Genomic DNA, 14,671 nt, shown 5'->3' with positions numbered 1-14,671 from the left:
GACGACTGGGGGGTGAGCGGGGCGTATACAGGGCTCTGGCTCCGCACCGGGGGAACAAGTCCTGAGTGGTCATGCCACGTCGAGGGGCGCGCCCGGAGCCGATGCGGGCGGATCGGAGGCCGGCTGCCTCGGTCGGACCTGAATGATGCTGATCGCCTTGCTGGGCGCGCCGCGTGGGTTCGACGCATCGGGTCGCCCAGCACTGGCCAGATACCACGTGTGGCCCGCCCATGTCACCGTCGCTGTGTGGACGCGCACGCCGGGGCGCCTGCGGTGCAGGCGCCCCGGCGTCGGTCAGCGGCGGATCTGGTAGGCGCGGGTCACCGTCTGTTCGATGGTGTTGCCATCGGCATCGGTGGCCTGCACGCGCAGGGACACGAAGCTCGCGTTCGCGGGGTTGCCGATCGTGCCCTTGAGGCCGCCGTCGAGGCGGACCTGCCGCCAGTTGGTGCCGTCGTCGTACGAGGCCCACAGCTTCGCCCCGGCGAGCTTCAGACCGTTCAGGCCCTTGGGGTAGCGCACGCCCAGTCCGATGCGGGTGGTGGAGTGCGGCCGGGCGCTGTTGGCCTGGTCGACGTCGAGTCGATAGTCGACCGACAGGACGGGGAGCAGGGTCAGTCCTTCCTTCCGCTCGGAGTGGAAGCGCCAGTCGGTGCGCACCTTGGTGGAGGTCGTCCAGCCGGGGGCGTCCCGCTGCACGTCGGTGACCACGCGGTATTCGGCGCGCTGTGCCGTCATCGGGAAGGCGACGGGCGCCGAACGGATGCTGCCGACGAGCTCGCCGTCCCGGTAGACGGTGGACAGCGCCTTGTCGCTGCCGGCTTCGACGGAGAGGGACTGGTCCTGCGCGGTGTCGAGCAGACCGCCCGACATCACCACACCGACATCGCCCTGCCGGACGGCCGAGTTGGACTGTCCGTCCGGCAGTGCGGTGCGGACCACGGCCTTGTTCCAGTCGCGGTGCACGCGCTGTCCGGCCTTGAGCGTCGAGGTGGTCGTCATCTTCCAGGAGCTGTCCAACGCCCACACGGGACCTGCCTTCACCGCTTCCCAGGTGGGCACGTCCGCGGAGACGTACTCGGTCCGGGAGCGCGGCAGGACCACCCGGTCGAAGGCGAAGTACGCCGTCGGCTGCATCGGCGAGCGCGTCAGCCGGGCGTATCCGCCTTCGGTGGCCGGCGTCGAGGCGTGGAACGAGGAGTCCACGGTGGCCAGTTCCCCGTCGCGTACCCGGTAGCGCTGGTCGGCGGGGATGCCGCCCTTGCGGTACTTCAGCAGCTCGTAGGAGTACGGGCTCACCGCTGTACCGGAGATCCTGATCACGGCGTTGTCCAGGGCCGCCAGTTCCTCGCCCTGGGTGCCGGAGAGGGTCATCGCCGGGATCTTGGTGGCCGTCGGGCCCCCGTTGCCTGTGAGCCAGTTCTCGGGGATGTCGTTGTAGATGAGGATGGCGAGCGCACCGGCGCTCGCGGCGTCGTCGACCTGCTCTCCCACCGTGCGCTCGGCGCTCCGCTTCACCAGGGCGAGCTTGCCCCGGACGTCCTCGCCGGGCTTCGCCACGCGCAGGACGCGGGTGCCGTCGATACGTGCGGAGCCCATCCTGCCCTTGAGGTAGGCCGCGTCCAGGGTCCGGTTGCCGTGCCCGACGAGGCGGGCGTCGAGTGCGGGTGCGCCGAGCGACCAGCCGACGCGCGATTCGAAGCGCTCGTTCGCGGTCTGCGACGGGATGGAGTACACGGCCGTCTCGCCGTCCAGCCACGTCTCGCGGTCGTGGACGAGGTCGCCGTCCACGGCCTGGAAGTTCAGACCGATGCGGGCGCGGTTGGTCTCCGTCGGCCGGGAGGTGGTCATGGTGACCGGGCCGGCCTTGGCGCCGTCCAGGGTGAAGGTCCGATCGGAGTCGATCACCGTGCCCGGCTGGGCGGCGTAGGTGTACTCCTCCAGCCGGCTCCAGTCGGAGGTGTAGTGGAAGATCTCCGAGATGAAAGCGTGCTCGCCGCGCGGTACCCGCACCACGACGGTCCCGTCCGCTGCGACCGGGTACGTCTCGGGCAGTCCGTAGCTGCCCAACTGCCAGGCGGTGACCGCGGCGATGCCGCTCGTCGGCTTGCCGTCGCGGTCGAGCACCTTCAGCGTGACGTCGAAGCGCTGAACGTCCCGGCCGAAGCCGACCGCCGTCACTGCCGCCGTCCGCCCGTCGGCGGAGACCGCGGTGACGTGCGCGCCGTGGGATCCGGTCGTCACGCCGACGGTGTTGAGGGTGAGGTCGACCTCGGCGGTGCCGTGCGCCGGCACGGTCACCGAGTCGGCTCCCAGGCTGAGCACTCCGGCCGGCAGTTCCTCGCCCGCGTTCTCGACCTTCAGGGCGAGGGTGACCGGCTGGTCGCCGTCGTTGACGTACTCGATCTTCTTCCCGACCGGGGCGGTGGCGTCCCAGTCCCGCAGTCCGAAGTCGGCCGTGCCGCTGGCCGATACGGGCTGCCGGAGTGCGCGTGCCACGTCCACGCGGCCGGCGCCCTGGGCGTAGACGGAGGTGGCGGCGGTGGTCTTGGCCGTGCTGATCAGCTGGCTCTTCAAACGGGCCGCCGTCCAGTCGGGGTGGCGCTGCGCGAGGATCGCGGCGGCGCCGGCCACGTGCGGCGTGGCCATGGAGGTGCCACTCGCGGTGGTGTACGAGCCGTCCACCGGTGTGCCCATCGTCGTGCCGGCGGCGCGGGCGGCGGTGATCCGCGAGCCCGGCGCGGTGATCTCCGGCTTGAGCCCGCCGTTACCGCCTCGTGGCCCCCGGCTGGAGAAGTCGGTGACCGCGTCGGTGGAGTCCACGGCGCCGACCGTCAGGGCCGCGTCGGCGGCTCCGGGTGAGCCGACGGATGTCGCCGCGGGGCCGCTGTTGCCCGCCGCGATGGTGAACAGCACGCCGGTCTGCGCCGTCAGTTCGTTGACCGCCATCGACATGGGGTCGGTGCCGTCGGCGCCTTCCGAGCCGCCCAGGCTCATGGAGATGACCTTCGCCCCCGAGTGCGCGGCCCAGTCCATCCCTTCGATGATCGAGGATTCCGAGCCGCTGCCGCCGTCGTCGAGCACCTTGCCCACGATCAGTCCGGCGCCCGGTGCCACGCCCCGGTACTTCCCGCCGGAGGCGGCTCCGCTTCCCACGATGGTGGAGGCGACGTGTGTGCCGTGGCCGTGGCCGTCGCGCGCCGTCTCGCCGGGGACGAAGCTGCGGCTTTCCACGATGCGGTCGGCGAGGTCGGGGTGGGTGGCGTCGACACCGGTGTCCAGCACCGCGACCTTCACGCCGGTGCCGTCGAAACCGTCCTTCCACGCCTCCGGGGCGCCGATCTGCGGAACGCTCCTGTCGAGGAGCGCCTTGACCTGCCCGTCCAGCCAGAGGCGCTGGACGCCGCCCGACAGGCGGGCCTTGGGGGTACCTGCGCGGGCGCTGTCGTCGTCGACGGCCTCCCAGAACGCGGCGCCCTTGCGCTTGTCGGCGCTGACGGCGGCTCCGCGTACGCCGGGGAGTTTCCGCGTGATGCGGACTCCGCCGGGTGCGGTGTCCTTGGCGCCGGACGCGTAGCGCACGATCATCGGGGTCGACGCGTGGTGGGCATCGTCGTACCCCTGGGCGATGAGCTGGGTGACGTTGAACAGCCGGCCGTCCACCTGGCCGTTGTGCACCAGCGCTTCGACGTCGCGCGGGATCACGTACACATCGGTGCCGACGGTGTACGTCCGCAGCTCGGCCGCACTGCGGTGGTACGGGGTGACGTTGACGGCGAGGGTCTTGCCCGCCCTCGTGGCCACCGTCACCTGGTCTCCGGTGACGAGGGTGACCTTCGCGGTGCGGACTTCTGCTTGGGACGGGGCGGTTACCGCGTCCTCCCCGGTCTTCGGCGCGGGGGTGGCACCGTACACCAGACCGCCGCCCGCCACGGTGGTGGCCAGGGTGGTCGCCAAGGTGAAGCTGAGCAGTGCGGATCTTCGCCTGAAACGCATGCTGAACGCTCTCCTTCCGCCGGCAGGGAGGGTTCCGTGACCGGCGGGTCAAGCCTCGGCAGGAAGGGGCACCGACGCTACGGCCGCGCCTGACGAAGAAGTGACATGTCCGCTCGCCGCCACTTTGCGCGTATCGAAGTCGGATGGCTGTCGCGTGTGATAGCGCGGACATCGTCCCGGTGTGCGGGTGTGGTTAGATCACGCTGTGTCCGGTGGGTGGTACATCGGTTGGGGTGGGTGGGGGCGTCGTGAGAGGCGGACACATGCTGGAGGCCGCGGGGATCGGCGCGGGGGAGGAGCGGGTGTACCGCTTCCTCGTCGGGGTGCGTGAGGCTGATGCCGCGGTGATCGCGGAGCAGCTGGGGCTCGAAGTGACGCAGGCACACAGGCTGTTGGCCTCGCTCCACGACAAGGGGCTGGTGGGGCGGGTGGCCGTTTCGCCGGCAGGGGGCGCGGTGCGCTATGTGCCGGTGGCGCCCGATGCGGCGCTGCGTCCGCTGCTGCTGCGTGGGCATGAGGCGCTGGAGGCGGCGCGGCGGGGGGTGGAGCAGCTCACCGAGGAGTACCGGGCCGGGGGGCGGAGGCATGACGCGGGGCAGCTTGTCGAGGTGATCACGGGGGCGAGTGTGATCCGGCAGCGGCTGCGTCATATGGCGTACGGGGCCAGTGAGATGCGGTGGCTCTGCAAGGCCGGCCATGTGGCCATGCCTGCGGCGGAGAACGTCGAGGAGTGGGAGCTGCTCGCCCGTGGGGTGCGGTACGAGGCTGTCTATGAGCGTGCTTTGCTGGAGGAGCCCGGCATGGTCGACAACGTTGCCCGGAGCATCCGCGCGGGTGAGCAGGCGCGGGCTACCGGGACGCTGCCGGTGCGGATGGTGATCGCGGACGGTTCGATCGCCATCTGCCCGCTGATGCACGGCGGTTCGGGTGGTTCGCTGGGTGAGCCGACGGCCGCGGTGGTGCGCGGCAGCAGCCTGCTCGACGCGTTGATCGCGCTGTTCGAGAGCCAGTGGGCGGCGGCGTCGCCGCTGCACGTCACGGACTCCGGTGAGCTGGCCGACTTCGGCGGCAGTCCGCGGCCCGGTGCGAACGTCGCCGACGACGAGCGCTATCTGCTGTCCCTGGTCGTCGCCGGGGTCGCGGACAAGGCGATCGCCTCGCAGCTACGGGTCAGCCAGCGCACGGTGCAGCGCCGGATCCAGGTGCTGATGCAGCGCGCCGGCGCCACGACGCGGACGCAGTTGGTGTGGCAGGCGGCGCGGCGGGGGTGGCTGTCGTGAGGGCCTTGTCAGGTTGAGCGGAGGGCTCTTCGGTGCCGTGAGACGATCACGGTTCTCGTCTTCGGAGGGCCGTGCTCATGGACGCCCTCACCCCGTCGTACAAGGGCTGCCGCTTCCCGGCCGAGGCGATCGCCCACGCGGTCCGGCTCTACCATCGGTTCCCCCCGAGAGCGAGATCCGCGTCCAGGAGGCGCTGTGGCGGCTCATGGAGGGGCGGACGGCGCTCGCGGTGGCGCACCGCCTGAGCATGGTCACCACCATGGACCGGCTCGTAGTCCTGGGCCGCGGTCGGGTCGTCGAGCAGGGCCCGCACCCGGAGCTGCTCGCGTCGGACGGTGCCTACGCGAAGCTGTGGCAGCGCCGGTCGGGCGGCTTCCTCGACGACACCTCCGCGCCGCAGGTCGACCTGACGTGAACGCGAGCCCGGTGGGTGTGGCCCGGTGCTTGCCGCGGTGGCATGGCAGGCGAACGCGGTGGAGGCGATCTGTTCGGCGCCGAGGAAGTCGAACGCCAGGGGAAGGACGGCGGCACGCATCTGCGTGCCCGGTGGGCCCGGGTCATCCCGGCGAGCGAACGCCCGTGGCCCAGCAGCGCCGGTACCGTCCACCACCGCCCCATGCCTTACGACCGGTCATCCGCACCCCCTCTCGGCCCCGGTGAAGACGGCCCCGCCGGGGGAGGTGCTTGCGCGCCAGGTATCCGGATCGAGGACGCGTCGCTCAACCCGGGCGCCGAACTGCGGGGGCGGGGACCGCGTGACGGTCCGCGAACCGGCGGTCAAGCGGTTGGCACATGCCATTGAGGCATCAACTTTCTTACTCTAGTCTCTCGTTCACCGAACGGCCGTCATCGGCCGGGAGTGCGCCACCAGGAGCCCAGCTGCCCGTCGGCGGCCCGGACAAGGGAGATCCAACATGGTCAAGCACTACATCAAGTACGCCTTCAGCACGCTCACCGCGGCGATGTTCGCCAGCATGGTCTGACGATCGGCCCCGGCCTGGACCGGGAAGTCCGTCCCCGGTCCAGGCACCAGGAGGCCATCGTGTTCGGCACCGCGCTCAGTCAACTCCGTTACGGCCTGGCGATCCTGAGTAATCGGCGGATCCGCCCACAGGACCTCGAACGCATCGCCCGTGACCTGGTCACGACCGTGGCCGAGTTCGGCGAGCCCGGAGCGGACTCCGCACTGCTGCCGGGGCAGGCCGGGGCCATCGACCCCGCCGTACGGCGAACCGTCACCGAGCGCAGCCTGCGGGCCACCGCACGGGCCGCCGCACGGCACACGCCCTACTACCGCCGGGTTTTCGACAGCCTGGGCCTCGACCCGGCCACACTCACCCCGGAGACCTGGGACCAGGTCCCGGTGACGTCCAAGTCGGCCCTGCGTGGCCTGCCGGCCGCCTTTGTCTCCGCCGCGTCCGTCCCCGCGCTCATGGCGCTCACCACGGGGACCAGTGGCACTCCCACCACTGTCTGGTACTCCCGGGCGGAGGTGGAGACAGCAGTCGCCATGAGCACCGTCTCGGCCGTGCTCGGCCTGGGTCTGCGGCCCCGGCACACCATGGCGTACGCGGGCTGCTCCCGGGCGACACTGCCGCTGCTCAATGTGGAGGAGTCGGTGACCCGGATCGGCGCCTCATTCGTCCAGATCGGTACCGTGGACCCGGCGGTGGCGCTGGACCGGCTCGCCGCCCCGCTCGGACTGCGAGGCAAGGCCCCGCAGATCACCCACCTGACGATCTCCGCGTCCTACCTGTCCGCCCTGGTGAGGAGGTGGAGCGGAGCGGCTGGCGGCCTTCGGACTTCGGCCTGGAGTTCATCGGTGTCGGCGGGGAAGTACTCTCCGAACCCCTGAAGGAGCGGGCTGAGGCCGCCATGGGGGCCAGGATCTCCACGACTTACATGATGACCGAGACACTGCCCTCCGGCGGCACGCCGTGCACCGAGGGACATCTGCACCACACCACCGAGTTCGGGCACCTGGAAATACTCGACCCCGTCACACATGAACCGACGCCACCGGGTGGCGTCGGCACCATCGTCCAGACGCCTTACGTCCCCTACCGGGACTGCACCCTGCTGCTGCGGTATGCCACCGGTGACCTGGTCCGACGGCCCGAGGCCGAGCCGGAGTGCGAACTGTCGCACCTGCCCGCGACCTCGCCCGTCCTCGGCCGCTGGTCGGGGCCGCTGAGTCGCTCGGTTCCCACCCGTTCGGTGCTGGACCTGCTCGAAGCGGAGCCGGACATCCCGCTGCCGGCTCGGTACGTCCTGGAGGAAGGCCGGCAGGGTCCGTTGCTCCATGTCCTGGTCCGCCGACTGCCCGGCGCCGCCCTGCTCGGCAGGCTGGAGGACCGGGCCACCGCGGCCGGCCTGGCGCTGGCCGCGATCGTGCTCCACGACGATCCAGCCGGGCTTCCGCCGACCGGGCCGGTCCGTGCCGACCTGCGGGAGCACACCTTCGAGTCGGCGCGTCCGGTCGCTGTGCGCGTCGCGAGCCCGGCGTGAACGCCGCCGCCCTTGTGGGCCTCAACTGCTGCGTCCTGGCGGTGACAGCTGCGGGCGCCGCCTACTTCGGCCAGGTGCGGATGCCCCGCCCGCCGGTCGGCAGGTACGAACCGCTCGATGTCGCTGTGATGTACGCCGTGGTGGTGGTTGCTCCGCTGCTCTATCTGGTGCTGCCCCGGGCCGCGGTGGCGACCGTCTTCGGCCTGGTCCTCTGCGCGGCACTGCAGTTCACCCTCTCACCGCTGACCGGCGGGGGCCGGGCCTGGGCGATCGCGTCTGTCTCGGTCGCGACCACCGCAGGACTCGCGTTCGCGAACCGGCCGCTCGCCGTGATGGTGCTCACCGACGTACTCCTCGCGGTGGCCGTGGTGGGGGTGGCCAACATGTGGGTGCAGAGCGGTATGCGGTCCGCCCACGCGGCGTGGTTCGCGGGCGCACTCGCCTGCTACGACCTGGTGGCCACCGGCCTCACCTCGCTTATGGACCGGTTCGCCGACCAGGTCATGGGGCTGCCGTTCGCCCCGCTGCTCGCCGTGACACGGGGAGATCCACCAGTGGCCCTGGGATTGGGTGACCTGCTGCTCCTGGTCCTCTTCCCGCTTACGGCGGTCAAGGCGTTCGGGCGGGTCGCCGGACTGGTCGCGGCCGGGGTCGGGCTGGCGGTGTCCGGAGCCGTCAGTCTGCTGTTCGGACTGGGAGCGCTGACCGGGGCATTCCCGCTGCTGACGGCGCTGGGGCCGTTGATCGTGCTGCAACACCTGTTCTGGGCGCGAGCCAAGGGCGGCGAGCGGACCGTCGCCGAGTGGCGGGCCGGAATACCGCGCCCGGCATCGGCCGCCGTGTCAACGGAACCCGATCCCGAACTACTCCAGGCACTCGAACCGGCCGGAGCGGAGGAGTTGAGTACACAGCCGTCCGAGGGAGACTGGCTGGCCGTCATCGACGGTCGGGTGGTGGGCTCCGGGACATCGCCGGGCCAGGCCCGCAAGGACGCAGGTCTCCGCGGCTTCGGCTCCGTGCCCGTGGTACGCCAGGTCTGAAACGGGCCCGCACATCGGGGTACACCGCGTGAGCACCACCGGCGGGGCACGCGAGCCCGGCCTGATGCAAACGAATGACCCTGGGTCACGGCGATCCGGCGCTTGGCCGGTTTCAGGCTCAGGTGGCTCACGCGGGGCTCCTCGCCGCCATGCCGTGTGTCATACGGTGGCGTCCCGGGATGTTTCTATGCATAACGGGACAGCCGGTTTGGCCGGCGAACTGTGGGAGTTCGGGAAGGGGCAGGGGGCCGCCAGTTCACCGAGCCGGCAATCGCGCTTCTCCTTCCACCGCCATCGGCCTTGAACGAGCAGCGCAGCAGAGGAGTGCGGGACTGCGTTCCCACACGCTGGTCGGCGTGGGCAGCGCCCTGTTCATGGAGGTGTTGCGGCATGGCTTCGACGGGATGCTCGGCGTGGAGGGCATCGCGTTCGACCCGTCGCGGGTCGCCGCCACACAGCTGCCGCCCGGGCCCCGACGCCAGCCACGCTCACACAACCCACCTCCTCGATGCGGTCTGCGCTTGCTGGCCGCACTTCGCCGCAGTGCGGCGGCCAGACCTCGGACAGGGGGAGCGCTGTTGATCCTGCGGTGCCTGTCAGTTCCACCGCATGCCGATCGGTGGGGTGTGCCTCCGGGCGTCCAACAACCGATCGGTTCTCGGACATGCCCCCTTGGGGGTGTCGCGCAGGTCACCAGCGTGTTCGGGAAGCGCGTCCTTTAAGTCGTGTTGAAGTGGACACATGTGAGACGCCCTCGGCTCGACACGGTGGCGCACGTACCGAGCGGTCCCTGTCCGAAGGGGGTCGATGCCGGTAGGGCGGGCCTTCCCGCATTCCTCCGGGAGCCGTGCCGGTCGCCGGCCCAACCCCACGGGGGTGGAGTGGAGGGGGGTGCAGGTGCCGGAGCCCAGCCCGACGTGGTGAGCTGCCTTGTATGCCGCCGGTCAGGGGGCGCGTGTGCGGCGTCCCCTCGGCCTGCCGTTCCATCGGTGACGAGGCTCGGGGTCTCGCGCCCACGCGGCCGGGCGCTGATCCTGCGGGGTGCGCATGCCGGTTAAGGGGTCCGGCCGCCGGATGTCAGGATGGGGCGTCATGTCTGTGGGCTTCGTGTCGCGTGCGCTACGGGCCGCGGTGTTCGCGACGGTCTGCGTCGCGCTCGCGGCCTTCGGGCACGTGCTGATGTCAGGCTCGCAGGTCCCGTGGCCGACCCTGATCCTCTGCGCGGGCGGGGTCGCGGCCGTCGGTTGGGCGTTCGGCGGATCCGAGCGCCGGCCCCCGGCCGTGGTCGGCCTCACCGTCGCCGCGCAGACCTGCCTGCACATCTGCTTCACCCTCGCCCAAGCCGGCCAAAGGCCCCGCACTGCAGCAGCGGACCATGCCGACACGGTCCTGGAATGGGGCCGCTACCTGCTCTGCGGGGAAAACGTCACCCCGGAGGCCGCGAACCGAGCCTACGACCTTGCCGTCCGTACCGGTCTCACACGTCAGATGCGCCTTCCGCAGGATCACGACGCCGGTTCCATGGCTTCCATGCATCACGGCATGTCCGGGATGGGTGGCGTGGCCGACATGCATCACACGGGTGGTATGGCGGGTACGGCGTCGTGGGGCATGCTCTTCGCTCACCTTCTTGCCGCCGTGCTGTGTGGGCTGTGGCTCGCGCAGGGTGAGCGTGCCGTGTTCCAACTGCTGCGTGCGGCGGCCAACCATGTGTTCGTTCCGCTCAGGCTCGCTCTGGCCGTACTGCGCCCGATTGCCCGTCCACCCGCGAGCAGGGCCCCCCGCGAGCGTGTGCGCCGCCCCCGGCGTCTGCTGCTCGTCCATACGCTCACCACCCGTGGTCCTCCTGGGGAGATCGCTGTCGCCTGACAGCCGGTTTCCCGCCGCCGTCCATGCGGCGCGGGCTCCCGTTCGCGCGCCCGCGTGAGCGGATCTCCTCAAATACCCCGTACGCCGGTGCACCGCCGCTACGGCTTACAGCCATGGCATACGGGATCCGAGAAAGGATCCACGGGCGATGACTCCTGCCCTGCCCGCCGTGACCGACGAAACGGTCACCACCTGGGCTCTCGCCGCCGCGGGCGGCGACAGTGAAGCGGTCGACCGCTTCGTGCGCGCCCTCCAGCGCGACGTGCGCCGCTATGTGGCTCACCTCGCCGACGATCCGCAGAAGGCCGACGACCTCACCCAGGACACCTTTTTGCGTGCCCTGGGCAGTCTTCACCGGTTCGAGGGCCGTTCCTCGGCCAGGGCCTGGCTGCTGTCCATCGCCCGCCGTGCGGTTGTCGACAGCGTGCGCTACGCGGCTTCGAGGCCTCGGCTGTCGGGCGTCGACGACTGGCAGAACGCCGCCGAACGCAGCCAGCCGCTCGGGCTGCCCGGCTTCGAGGAGGGAGTCGTCCTGATGGACCTCGTCGACTCCCTGCCAGAAGACCGGCGTGAGGCGTTCCTTCTCACGCAACTGCTGGGACTGCCCTACGCCGAGGCGGCGGCGGCGACGCGCTGCCCGATCGGTACGGTCCGCTCCCGCGTCTCACGTGCGCGCCTGACCCTGGGCGACCTGCTGAGTGAGGAGACGCTCCAGGCCGTGCCGGTCGTGGTCTGAGCACGGTGCGGTGCGGGCGCCGTCCGGCCATGGCTGGACGGCGCCCGGGTGTGCTTGCGCAGGTTGGCGATGTAGTGACCGGCACGCCGGAGTTGAAGGACCTCAGCGTGTCGTCGGCGCTCCGACTCGGCTGCGAGCTGGAGATCGTCCGCAAGGACCCCGGCCAGCACGGCTTCCAGACGTGGACGCCAGTGGTGGGAATCGCCCTGCAGTCCGGTGCACTTGCGGTCTCCTCCGGTGGCCAGGAGCCGGACCCGGGCCGGGAGCGAGGGCCCGTCGACCATGTTCCCGCCTGGGGCGCTCAGTTGCTGGGCGAGCGTGCGGCCCAGGTCGTGGGTGCCTTCGATGGCGAAGCGGCGTTCGGGCCACTGGGCTCACGGCCGCGATTTGGTCCCGGACCGCGGGGCAGCTCAGTCGCCCCGGTTTGCCGCTCCCTGCAGGCGGCCGGACACCCGCTGGAGGCGACACGCGGGAGACCAGGGTCGCGGTGCCGGGCCAAGCAGGAGCAGACGCTGCGCCATAACGCCAGCGGCGTGGTCGGCGGGCTCCCCGGTGGGTTGCAGGGGCCTCGTCATGGCCGGTCGGTCGTGGCAGGCGATCGTGATCCCGCTGGCACACGGGCCGGGAGGCGGAGAGCCGCTTGTCGGGGACGTCGGCATCCGGATCTACCCGCCGCATCCTCCGCTGTAGGGGTTCATGGAGGCTTCACGGGCCCACCCGCACAGGGCACATGGGTGGAGGCGAGCTTCAGCGGGTCTCCGGCAGATCCGCGGAGAGCTGTACGGCCCCGGTGCAGGCCAGTCGGTCCGCCACCTCGACGCACGCCTCGGCCCCCTTCGGGCTGGTCGCGGGCAGCATCGGGCTGCTTTTGCCGTGCGTCACCCTGTCCCGGCGCGAGGCGAGCAGCTCGTCCGCTCCGGATCGGATCGAGACCTCCAGGGCGCCATCGCGCGCGTCCGTCTCCACCTCGGACCAGACGGTGGCGCAGGACGGGCTGAACCGGAGCCGTACGGCGTAGGCATCCTGAGTGACGGTGCTCTCAGTGCGGGCATCCCGGTTGCAGCGGGAGGAGCCCGGATACTGCCCCCGGCAGCTTTCCATGCGGCAGGACGCCGCTTGGCGCTGCGGGCTGCCGCCCGACAGGGCCGGGGCACCCACGGCGCAGGCCACGGCGACCACCGTGGCGGAGACAGCCAGCACGACGGCCGTCCGCAGCCGTCGTGCCCGGACAACTGCCGCGAGCGGCAGCCGCGGCGCAGGGGGCTGGGGCGCCGTGCTCAGCGGTCTGGTCTCGGCCCGGCAGGCGTTCTCCCACAGGGCGAGCAGCGGCGCCATCTCCGTGCCCCCGAGTCGCCCCAGCGCCTCGACAGCGGTACGCGGCGGGAGCTTGACGCCGTTGAGATAACGGTGCCATGAGGACTTGCTGTGGGCGGTGCGTGTGGCCAGCGCGGCCAGGCTCAGCCCGGTCTGCTGTTTGAGGTCGCGCAGCCGCTCCACCAGCAGCAGCCCGTCGGGGCCGAGCGAGTTGGGCGCTTGCTGCCGGTGAGCCGTCGCTTGCTCCTTCATGCCGTTCCCAATCCTTCTATCAGGCATCCGGTTCATTCCGGATCGCGTGATGTGTGCCCTGGGGTCGGGGCGGCCACACGTACGGCCGGAGTCATCGGGCGATCGGCTTGTAGTACAGAGAGAAGGCGCGGTCCGAGGGTGGGCCCTGGGTGAAGCCAAGGCACAGCCAGGGCCCGCCCCTGCGCAGCACAGCCAGGCCCTCCGGCTCGCGCGGGTAGAGCCCCCTCGCAGTGTGGTCCAGCACCTGCTGCACCACGCGGCCAGTACGCACGTCGATACGGAACAGACGGACGTCGCCGGCCGAGCCGGCGGGGTTGTCAGCGCCGTATCCGTGGCCCAGCAGTTGATAGGCGTACGGGCCGTACAGCGCCATGCCCTGGAAGGGGAGCCCCAGTTCGGCGCCGGGCTGAGCGAAGCCGGTGACCGGCCGGAAGTCCCCGGCCGCGAACTGTTTGAGCCCGTACACCCCGTAGCGCGGCATGCCGCCCACCTTGTACCGCAGCAGCAGCCGGTTGTGCGCCGGGTCGAGGGCCACTTCGTTGTTCGTGGAGCCGGGGAGCGGGCGATGCGTGGCAATCCCGCGGCTGGCGCGGGTCACCACCCGGCCCGCGGTGAAGGTGAAGCGGCAGATGCCGCGGCCGTAGCCGGAGGCCGGCTGCGCGTCCCACTCCGTCCACAGAGCGCCGGCACGACGGGCCGTGTCCTCCACGCCGAGGGCGCTGCCGTGGCCGAAGCCCAGCAGGTACATATCGCCGGTGAGCGCGCCGTCCATGGTGAACCGGTTCAGACACATGTCGCCGCGGGCCGCGCGCTCGGCACCGGTGTACGCGCGCGGCTCGCCCGGCAGCCGAACGCCGCCCTCCATGACCTGGAGCGCGTACATGTGGCCGTGCCGCTCGTCGAAGGCGAAGGACTGCAGCACCGTGGAGTGGTGCAGCCGTACACCCTGGAGCCACGGCTTGCCGGCCGGCGCCAGGCTGGCCGGCTGAGCCTTCGGCTGGGCTTCTGCCCTGCCGGCGGGGAATGTGGCGGCCAGTGCGACCGCAGCTCCAAAGCCGAGGACGGCTCTGCGGCCCGGACTGGATGGAAGGGAAAGGGACATGGGTCTCCTTGCTTGCTGGTGAGCTTCGTGGAACGGGCCCGCCCGCCCCGTGAGCGGGACGGGCGGGCGCAGAGGCTCAGCACCAGGGGATGGCGCTCACGTTGCGGACGTAGCGGGCGGAGACGTAGCCCTTGCTGTGGGAGAGCTTGTACCAGCGGTGGTTGCCGTGGACGTTGCGCCCGTACTTCTTGCAGGAGATGTGGACCGTGCCGGCGGGACGCAGCGAGCCGATGACCCGGTAGCCCGTGCCCGGGCCGGAGCGGATCCTGAGCGGCATGTGGCGGGTTACCACGCGGCCCTGTACGTAGCCGGTGCAGGTAACGGGCCGGGTCGTGGAGTGGCTGGGTGCCCACAGCTGGGGCGGGGCCGTGCATCGGTGGGGCATCTGCTGGTGAGGCGCCGTGTGCCGCTGCTGTGCGGCGGCGGTGTCGGCGGAAGCGACTGCGGCGGGCAACATCGCGATCGCCGAAATCGCGGCCACGAGGCTGCGCTGGATCGTGCGGTTCATGGACTCTCCTATGAGGGTGTCTGCAGGATCGGCTGAGTGAGACCCTGTGTCGCTCAGCGTTTCCTG

General features: G+C 71.0%; 11 protein-coding genes and 1 pseudogene. 8 read left to right on the top strand and 4 right to left on the bottom strand.

Features of this window, described 5'->3' with window-relative positions; genetic code table 11:
• Nucleotides 1–294: 294 nt before the first annotated feature.
• The gene (locus tag ACZ68L_RS16840; protein WP_469577578.1) at nt 295–3,996 is read right to left on the bottom strand and encodes a S8 family serine peptidase; all 3,702 of its coding nucleotides are present in this window, start codon (nt 3,994–3,996) and stop codon (nt 295–297) included.
• Nucleotides 3,997–4,259: 263 nt separating this feature from the next.
• Between ACZ68L_RS16840 and ACZ68L_RS16835 the strand changes: the two genes are divergently transcribed.
• The 8 genes and pseudogenes from ACZ68L_RS16835 (at nt 4,260) to ACZ68L_RS16800 (ending at nt 11,429) form a co-directional block, all read left to right on the top strand.
• The gene (locus ACZ68L_RS16835; protein WP_469577577.1) at nt 4,260–5,276 is read left to right on the top strand and encodes a helix-turn-helix domain-containing protein; all 1,017 of its coding nucleotides are present in this window, start codon (nt 4,260–4,262) and stop codon (nt 5,274–5,276) included.
• Between the two features lie 163 nt (nt 5,277–5,439).
• A pseudogene (locus tag ACZ68L_RS16830) lies at nt 5,440–5,691 on the top strand (ABC transporter ATP-binding protein); the annotation flags it as partial.
• Nucleotides 5,692–6,318: 627 nt separating this feature from the next.
• Nucleotides 6,319–7,131 (top strand): hypothetical protein, encoded by an 813-nt coding sequence (locus tag ACZ68L_RS16825; RefSeq protein WP_469577576.1) that lies wholly within the window; start codon nt 6,319–6,321, stop codon nt 7,129–7,131.
• On the top strand, nt 7,050–7,784 hold the full coding sequence (locus ACZ68L_RS16820) for a hypothetical protein (RefSeq protein WP_469577574.1): 735 nt from the start codon (nt 7,050–7,052) through the stop codon (nt 7,782–7,784). The genes ACZ68L_RS16825 and ACZ68L_RS16820 overlap by 82 nt, the downstream gene beginning before the upstream one ends.
• The gene (locus ACZ68L_RS16815) at nt 7,781–8,824 is read left to right on the top strand and encodes a hypothetical protein (RefSeq protein WP_469577573.1); all 1,044 of its coding nucleotides are present in this window, start codon (nt 7,781–7,783) and stop codon (nt 8,822–8,824) included. The genes ACZ68L_RS16820 and ACZ68L_RS16815 overlap by 4 nt, the downstream gene beginning before the upstream one ends.
• A 74-nt stretch (nt 8,825–8,898) precedes the next feature.
• Complete coding sequence (locus ACZ68L_RS16810) at nt 8,899–9,546, top strand: MgtC/SapB family protein (RefSeq protein WP_469577572.1); 648 nt, start codon at nt 8,899–8,901, stop codon at nt 9,544–9,546.
• Between the two features lie 370 nt (nt 9,547–9,916).
• Complete coding sequence (locus tag ACZ68L_RS16805; RefSeq protein WP_469577571.1) at nt 9,917–10,693, top strand: hypothetical protein; 777 nt, start codon at nt 9,917–9,919, stop codon at nt 10,691–10,693.
• Nucleotides 10,694–10,841: 148 nt separating this feature from the next.
• Nucleotides 10,842–11,429 (top strand): sigma-70 family RNA polymerase sigma factor, encoded by a 588-nt coding sequence (locus tag ACZ68L_RS16800; RefSeq protein WP_469577570.1) that lies wholly within the window; start codon nt 10,842–10,844, stop codon nt 11,427–11,429.
• 747 nt (nt 11,430–12,176) lie between these two features.
• Here the strand turns inward: ACZ68L_RS16800 and ACZ68L_RS16795 are convergent.
• From ACZ68L_RS16795 to ACZ68L_RS16785, 3 genes are all read right to left on the bottom strand, one after another.
• Nucleotides 12,177–12,995, bottom strand: coding sequence for a helix-turn-helix domain-containing protein (locus ACZ68L_RS16795; protein ID WP_469577569.1), 819 nt, complete (start codon nt 12,993–12,995; stop codon nt 12,177–12,179).
• A 91-nt stretch (nt 12,996–13,086) separates the two neighbouring features.
• Nucleotides 13,087–14,097, bottom strand: a complete 1,011-nt coding sequence (locus ACZ68L_RS16790) for a teichoic acid biosynthesis protein C (RefSeq protein WP_469577568.1) — start codon at nt 14,095–14,097, stop codon at nt 13,087–13,089.
• Nucleotides 14,098–14,173: 76 nt separating this feature from the next.
• Nucleotides 14,174–14,605 carry an SH3 domain-containing protein gene (locus ACZ68L_RS16785; protein ID WP_469577567.1) on the bottom strand — a complete coding sequence of 144 codons (432 nt, stop codon included), beginning with the start codon at nt 14,603–14,605 and terminating at the stop codon, nt 14,174–14,176.
• Nucleotides 14,606–14,671: the final 66 nt, after the last annotated feature.

The organism is Streptomyces sp. NPDC104309, assembly GCF_055584025.1.
This window is presented reverse-complemented; position numbering and strand designations above follow the sequence as displayed.